Below are 6,092 nucleotides of genomic sequence, written 5' to 3'. Positions count from 1 at the left end.
CCAGAAACCCCGGTAACACCACCAACGACGCCGGAAACCCCAGTAACACCACCAACGACGCCAGAAACCCCGGTAACACCAGTGACGCCGCCAACGACACCGGTGACTAATAAGCCCAACATACCTTTCAAACCAAGTAATAATAAGGTAACCAAAGTAAATATTTCTAAACCAAAGGTTGTTACCACGCAAAATACTGGTAAGGAGCAACCAAAGCTTAAACAGATTGTTAAAGCTGGTTTTGCTAATAAATTGCCTCAAACAGGTGATTCAAAAGCAAACACAACTACACTTATGGCAATTGGTACAGGCTTACTAATTGCCACTTTGGGTTTGGCATATAGAGCCTTTAAACGAATTTAAAATGCGTAGTAAAAAATCACATTCATTTCGAATGTGGATTTTTTTATTTACTAATTTGTAATAATTTCTAACCCAGAACTAGTCACATCATGGCTAATAGGTTGGCGAACTAAAATTTCCCAATCAGCAGGATTAACCGTTAACAAATTAGTTAAGTAAACTTCTCGGTGACCATCATCGGTGACAGTTAATTGATGTTGATCAACAAAATTTCTTAGAGTATCCCAGACACTAGAATCCTTATTTAAGGGGCCCTTGTTAGCCGATTGAACTTCATAGCCTTCTTCTTGGCGAGTGAATTTGATTTGATCAAGAACTTCTTGGGGATATTTGTTCTTTACAAGTTCCTTGGCAACTGGGAGTAATTCGGGAATGGTAAAGTTAGGCTGCTTGACCATTAACATGTAGCTACCATCAGTATGCCAATAACTATTTAGGGGATAAGGTTCATAGTTTCTGAACCAATCGAGTTGTTTACTGGTAGAGGCAGCTTGTTTAATACCAGCAGCCAAGTCATACATGGCTGAGACGGTTTCCTTGAAGTTAGAATCAGTTAAATCGAATTTACCGGTTCCCTCAAACGTGAGGTAATTGCGTTCATTGAGATGTACAATTGAAGGTACGGTTTCTTTAGAATACTCTGCTGATTCCATAACACGATAATCAAATTTATCCATAATAATTCCTCCTTAGATGATTGTTTGACGTTCAATTATTCCCATTCCTACCAATAACAGGCCAATAGTTGTAGGACCGACAAACGTAAATCCTCTTTTTTTCATATCTTTAGCAACTAGTGTACCTAGGGTTTCTCGGTCAGTTATTTCGGATTTGTTAGGTGCAAATGACCAAAAATAGTCGGCTAAATTATTAAATTCAGGCTCTAATTGAATTGCTGCTTTAGCATTTTGTAAGACTGCCCGAATTTTTCGGCCATTTTGAATCATGGCTGAGTCACTTTCAATGGCTTCTAAATCAGGTTCGTCAAATGCAGCAACTGTATGATAATTGAAATTTGCGAATAAACGCCTAAATACCGGAATTTTTGTAGCCGCAACTTTCCAGCTCATTCCAGGTTGAAAAACCGCGATGATTAAGAATTCAAAAGCGGTGTTTGCGTCATGAATCTTAGTGCCAAATAATTGATGATATTCTTGCACGCCATTTTGTTCCATTCATCATTCCCCCTTACATCTAGGAAGATACCACTTTTATTACTGGGTGGGGTGAAATTTAATCATGAAATATTGCTAACTAATTTTAATTGTGCCAGATTTGGCCGTAGCTGTGAGGTTAAAGGTGTTATTATCATCACCATCAATGGTCCGCCCCATGATGGCACCTTGAGAGCGAAGCTCATATGTGGCTTGACGATTTTTAAGTTTAGCAGTGCCGGAAAGGGTGGATAATTTAAAATTAAAATTTTTCAATATTGGTAGTTGAGAATCAATCGTGCCAGATTGGGTGGTTAAATTAATATTATCGACAACATTTTGCCAATTGGTTTTGATGGATCCAGAATGGGTAGCAAAAGTTCCTGAACCAGAAATCAAGTTCGCCTTAATTACTCCGCTGGTGATTTTTATGTTAAAGTTTGCCTCTGAATCATTAATAGTAACTGTGCCAGAGTTACCGTTAACGAAAAATTTATTAGCTTGTACGTGATTTGTATTTAACTGGCCGGAATTTATTTGAATATTTAAGATATTGGTTTTTAATTGATTAAGCTTAATGATTCCTGAGTTTATTGAGAAGCTAAGTTCACCATTTACGTTCAAGTTATTAACTTGTAAACTACTTGAATCTCCACTTAAGATAGTTGTTCCATTAAATTGGTTTGGAATTTCAACGTATAGTTTAGATTTTGGATGTCGTAATGGAGTTAAATACTTTAACCAGCTAGGTTTTGGGATATTAATGGTAATTTGATCATTATTTTCAATCATCTGCATCTTGAACGAATTATCTTTAGGGGATATTTGTTGATAGAAATGAAGTTCTTCATCTGGGCTTTGGCTTAAAAATACTTCTCCAAAGCCAGCATTAATTTCTAAGCGTTTTGGCAAATCTTGAGATTGCTCATCTACATTCGCTGATAGTTTGGTTAATGAGTCATCAGGTTGCGAAATTAAGTTGATTGCAGGAGTTAAATCGCCCATCTGTTCAATGGCTAATTTAATCGCTTGTGCTTCAGTTAGCTCTGAATGATTGGCCAATTTTTTTGACGCGGACTCTTTAATATCGGCCTTAACCTCGTCATAAAAATCTAATAGCTCTCCGGTTGGGGGTGTACTATTAAAAAATTTTTGTAACTGTTTTTCTATTAGATTGTCATTTATCATTTTTAAGTTCTCCTGTGACTAATTGATTAATAATTTCTTTGGAAAATTCCCATTGATTCTGAAAGTCATCTAATGCTGATTTACCGGCATCGGTTATTTGATAATATTTTCGACGACCACCCTGTGATTCATTGCCATAGTAACTGGTGACTAAACCTTTTTTAACTAAGCGTCTGAATACCGTGTATAGGGTTGCTTCATTGATTTCATATTGTTGATTTGATAGGCTAGAGATTTGCTGAGTCATTTTATATCCATATGAGTCTGCTTGAGATAGGATATTTAGAACAATGCCATCAGTAACTCCGCGAATTAACTCTTTTGAGATGTTCTGAGCTTTTTCCATAAATACTCCTCAAGAAAATTACTTTGTTACACACAGTATTGTATATTTTATTACTGTGCGTGTCAAAGTAATTGTTAGATTAAATAAAAAGTCCCTCAACTAATTATAGTTGGGGGACTTTTTATTTAATTACATCAATATATGGGCAGCGAGTGCTAGTAACCCAATCAGGATAACTGAAATTCCTAATAGTTGGTAGCCAAGAAGTTGAGTTGCATGGCCGTCTGGAAAAACTTCTTTCTTCTGACGGATATCAGTACGTTTCATGTTAAGATTCAGTTCCTTTCTTTTTAAACACGGCCCATTTCGACCAGAAATAATTTATGATAACAACAACAACGTTAGCGATTATTTTCACTGTGATTTCATGCCACTTAAGTCCAGAAATTCCCACAATTAAAATTGCTTGTTCAATAAAGTATGACGCACCACGGCCAATTAAAAATGATATTATCTCTTTAAACATTGCTTTGCGAGAATCTGAGTAGGAATGGAATACGTAGATTCGATTAGTGACATACGCAAATAGCACGCTAATTAACCACGCAATCGAGTTATTGATCAAATAGTTCCAATTAGTTAACCAGTGAAATAGGGCGAAAATTAAAATATTTACTACAGTTGTCATTACGCCCCAAAATAGGTATGAAATTACCTCTTTTTGTTGGTTATATATCGATAAAATTTTTTTCATGATTAACGACTTTCTTGAATAATAAACTTAGGACGATGCTTAGTTTCTAGGTATATCTTACTAATATATTTACCAACAATCCCTAGACAGAATAGTTGAACGCCACTTAAGAATAGGATGATTGAAACAATTGAAGCCCAACCATTAACTGAGCCACCAAAGAATATGGCACGGATGATGACGAATATTAGTCCAATGATTGATAACGAACAAATCAATCCGCCAATGAATGTTGCTAATTTGAGGGGGACATCGGAAAAGTCCACTAAGGCCTCTAGTGAATAATCAAATAATTGAAAAATTGACCATGAAGTAGTTCCTGCAGCCCGAGGAACACCTTCATATTCTAAATATTTGGTTTTGAAACCAACCCAAGAAAATAACCCCTTTGAGAAGCGGTTATATTCTGGCATTTCTAAAACTGCATCGACATATCTACGAGTCATTAAGCGGTAATCTCTGACATTTTGCTTAATTTGAATTTTGGACATTTTATTAATCACTTTGTAGAACGAAGCAGATAAGAATGCCCGAATCGGGTTTTGACGTCTAGACTTTTGCACGCAGCCAACCACGTCATATTCAGTATTTGGTTGGTCGAGAATATCAACCATTTGAATTAATAACTCTGGCGGATCCTGGAGATCAACATCCATCACAGCAACAAAATCACCGTGTGCATTAGCTAAACCGGCTGCAAAAGCTGACTCCTTACCGAAATTTCTAGAAAATGAGATATAGTGAACTTCATCGGGATGTTGATTATGTAATTTGCGCATCACATCTAAAGTATTATCAGCTGAACCATCGTTGATGAAAAGGTAGTCGGGCCTATATTGTTCATCATGAGTTTGGTTTAGTTGTGCAAAGACTTTTTCGGTTGTGTCATAAAACAAGTTGACCGTTGGTTCCTCGTTGTAGCAGGGAACGATCAAACTGATGGTTTTCAATTTTAAATCCTCCATTATGTTGTTTAATTTATTGATTAGCCAACATTGTCGTAAGGCCTATCACCTAGAATAAATTAGATGGTAATACATATCAAATAATCTAATGATGATTAAACTAATAATTAATAATTAGCCTTTAAAATAGTGCCAACTAGGGGAATCTTTCCTGCTAAAGATTATACCATATTATAATTAATCAGTTTTGTGCAGGTGTATAGGGACTGAAGTTTTGTTATACTAAGTTTTGAAAGGGAGTCGCGACTGAATGAAAAAATTAAAAGTAATGACAATTTTTGGTACCAGACCAGAAGCAATTAAGATGGCACCGATTATTTTAAAAATGAACCAGAATCTAGATCAATTTATTCCAGTAACCGTAATTTCTGCTCAACACCGAGAGATGTTAGATCAAGTATTAGAAGTTTTAAAATTACACCTGATTATGATTTGAATATTATGAAGCAAAATCAAACACTTAGTGATATTACAACCAAGATCATTACAGAGCTTGACGCCGTGATTGAAAAGGAAATGCCTGATATTATTTTGGTTCATGGAGACACCACCACCACGTTTGCTGCCAGTATTAGCGCGTTTTACCATAAGGTGAAAATTGGCCACGTTGAGGCTGGTTTAAGAACCTATGATAAGTTTTCGCCTTATCCCGAAGAAATGAACCGGCAACTAACGGATGTTTTAGCTGACTTGTATTTTGCGCCAACTGAATTGAGTGAACACAATTTACTCAAAGAAAATCACCCTGTAGACAATATCTTCGTCACTGGAAACACTGCGATTGACGCCCTTAATCAGACAGTTAGTATGGATTATCATCACGATGTTTTGGATGAAGTAGCGCCTGATTCTAAGATGATTTTGATGACGATGCATCGTCGTGAAAATCAGGGTGAACCGATGCGTCGCGCATTTAAAGCTATTAAGCAAGTAATTGATGCTAATTCAAATGTCGAAGTTGTTTATCCAGTTCATTTAAGTCCAGCGGTTCAGCAGGCGGCCAAAGAAATATTTGGTGATGATCAGCGAGTTCACTTAATTAGTCCACTTGATGTGCTTGATTTCCATAACTTGGCAGCTAAGGCGTATTTTATTATGACTGACTCTGGTGGAATTCAAGAAGAAGCACCTTCACTGGGCAAGCCAGTTTTGGTACTTCGAGATACCACTGAACGTCCTGAAGGGATTACGGCTGGAACGTTGAAATTGGTGGGAACGGATCCTGAACAAATTACTACTTGGATGAATCGATTATTAACTAATAAGTCGGCATACGATGAAATGGCTAAGGCCAAGAATCCTTACGGTGATGGTCATGCTTCAGAAAAAATTCTGCAGGCAATTATTGCTAAAATTGGTAAAGATTAACTTGGAGGAAGAAC

8 protein-coding genes and 1 pseudogene are annotated in these 6,092 nt (G+C 36.6%); 2 read left to right on the top strand and 7 right to left on the bottom strand.

Annotated elements, in window-relative coordinates; genetic code table 11:
• Window positions 1-81 precede the first annotated feature (81 nt).
• Window positions 82-363: an LPXTG cell wall anchor domain-containing protein gene (locus NBRC111893_RS12240; RefSeq protein WP_125009036.1), complete on the top strand. Its 282-nt coding sequence runs from the start codon at window positions 82-84 to the stop codon at window positions 361-363.
• 50 nt (window positions 364-413) lie between these two features.
• On the opposite strand, the gene NBRC111893_RS10335 is transcribed toward NBRC111893_RS12240, so the two are convergent.
• The 7 genes from NBRC111893_RS10335 to NBRC111893_RS10310 form a co-directional block, all read right to left on the bottom strand.
• On the bottom strand, window positions 414-1,040 hold the full coding sequence (locus tag NBRC111893_RS10335; protein ID WP_125009035.1) for a GyrI-like domain-containing protein: 627 nt from the start codon (window positions 1,038-1,040) through the stop codon (window positions 414-416).
• A gap of 12 nt (window positions 1,041-1,052) precedes the next feature.
• Entirely contained in the window at window positions 1,053-1,538 is a 486-nt protein-coding gene (locus NBRC111893_RS10330; protein ID WP_125009034.1) for a DNA-3-methyladenine glycosylase I, read from the bottom strand.
• Window positions 1,539-1,613: 75 nt separating this feature from the next.
• Entirely contained in the window at window positions 1,614-2,705 is a 1,092-nt protein-coding gene (locus NBRC111893_RS10325; RefSeq protein ID WP_125009033.1) for a DUF4097 family beta strand repeat-containing protein, read from the bottom strand.
• A complete protein-coding gene (locus tag NBRC111893_RS10320; RefSeq protein WP_125009032.1) occupies window positions 2,695-3,051 on the bottom strand; it encodes a PadR family transcriptional regulator in 357 nt (118 codons plus the stop codon). Before NBRC111893_RS10320 ends, NBRC111893_RS10325 begins: the two co-directional genes overlap by 11 nt.
• Window positions 3,052-3,180: 129 nt before the next feature.
• Window positions 3,181-3,318 carry a hypothetical protein gene (locus tag NBRC111893_RS10790; protein WP_160114496.1) on the bottom strand — a complete coding sequence of 46 codons (138 nt, stop codon included), beginning with the start codon at window positions 3,316-3,318 and terminating at the stop codon, window positions 3,181-3,183.
• A 1-nt stretch (window position 3,319) separates the two neighbouring features.
• On the bottom strand, window positions 3,320-3,745 hold the full coding sequence (locus NBRC111893_RS10315; protein WP_125009031.1) for a GtrA family protein: 426 nt from the start codon (window positions 3,743-3,745) through the stop codon (window positions 3,320-3,322).
• Between the two features lie 2 nt (window positions 3,746-3,747).
• Window positions 3,748-4,695 (bottom strand): glycosyltransferase family 2 protein, encoded by a 948-nt coding sequence (locus tag NBRC111893_RS10310; RefSeq protein WP_125009030.1) that lies wholly within the window; start codon window positions 4,693-4,695, stop codon window positions 3,748-3,750.
• A gap of 265 nt (window positions 4,696-4,960) precedes the next feature.
• Here NBRC111893_RS10310 and wecB point away from each other — a divergent pair.
• Window positions 4,961-6,078: pseudogene (gene wecB / locus NBRC111893_RS10305) on the top strand (non-hydrolyzing UDP-N-acetylglucosamine 2-epimerase).
• The last annotated feature ends 14 nt before the right edge of the window (window positions 6,079-6,092 follow it).

This window comes from Lentilactobacillus kosonis, from assembly GCF_003864335.1.
Classification (GTDB): domain Bacteria; phylum Bacillota; class Bacilli; order Lactobacillales; family Lactobacillaceae; genus Lentilactobacillus; species Lentilactobacillus kosonis.
The sequence above is the reverse complement of the archived record's forward strand: the minus strand, read 5'-3'. Positions and strand labels throughout refer to the sequence as shown.

Coding starts and splice junctions, on each gene's coding strand:
- NBRC111893_RS10335 (WP_125009035.1), bottom strand. CDS start 1,040: ATGGATAAATTTGATTATCGTGTTATGGAATCAGCAGAGTATTCTAAA.
- NBRC111893_RS10330 (WP_125009034.1), bottom strand. CDS start 1,538: ATGGAACAAAATGGCGTGCAAGAATATCATCAATTATTTGGCACTAAG.
- NBRC111893_RS10325 (WP_125009033.1), bottom strand. CDS start 2,705: ATGATAAATGACAATCTAATAGAAAAACAGTTACAAAAATTTTTTAAT.
- NBRC111893_RS10320 (WP_125009032.1), bottom strand. CDS start 3,051: ATGGAAAAAGCTCAGAACATCTCAAAAGAGTTAATTCGCGGAGTTACT.
- NBRC111893_RS10790 (WP_160114496.1), bottom strand. CDS start 3,318: ATGAAACGTACTGATATCCGTCAGAAGAAAGAAGTTTTTCCAGACGGC.
- NBRC111893_RS10315 (WP_125009031.1), bottom strand. CDS start 3,745: ATGAAAAAAATTTTATCGATATATAACCAACAAAAAGAGGTAATTTCA.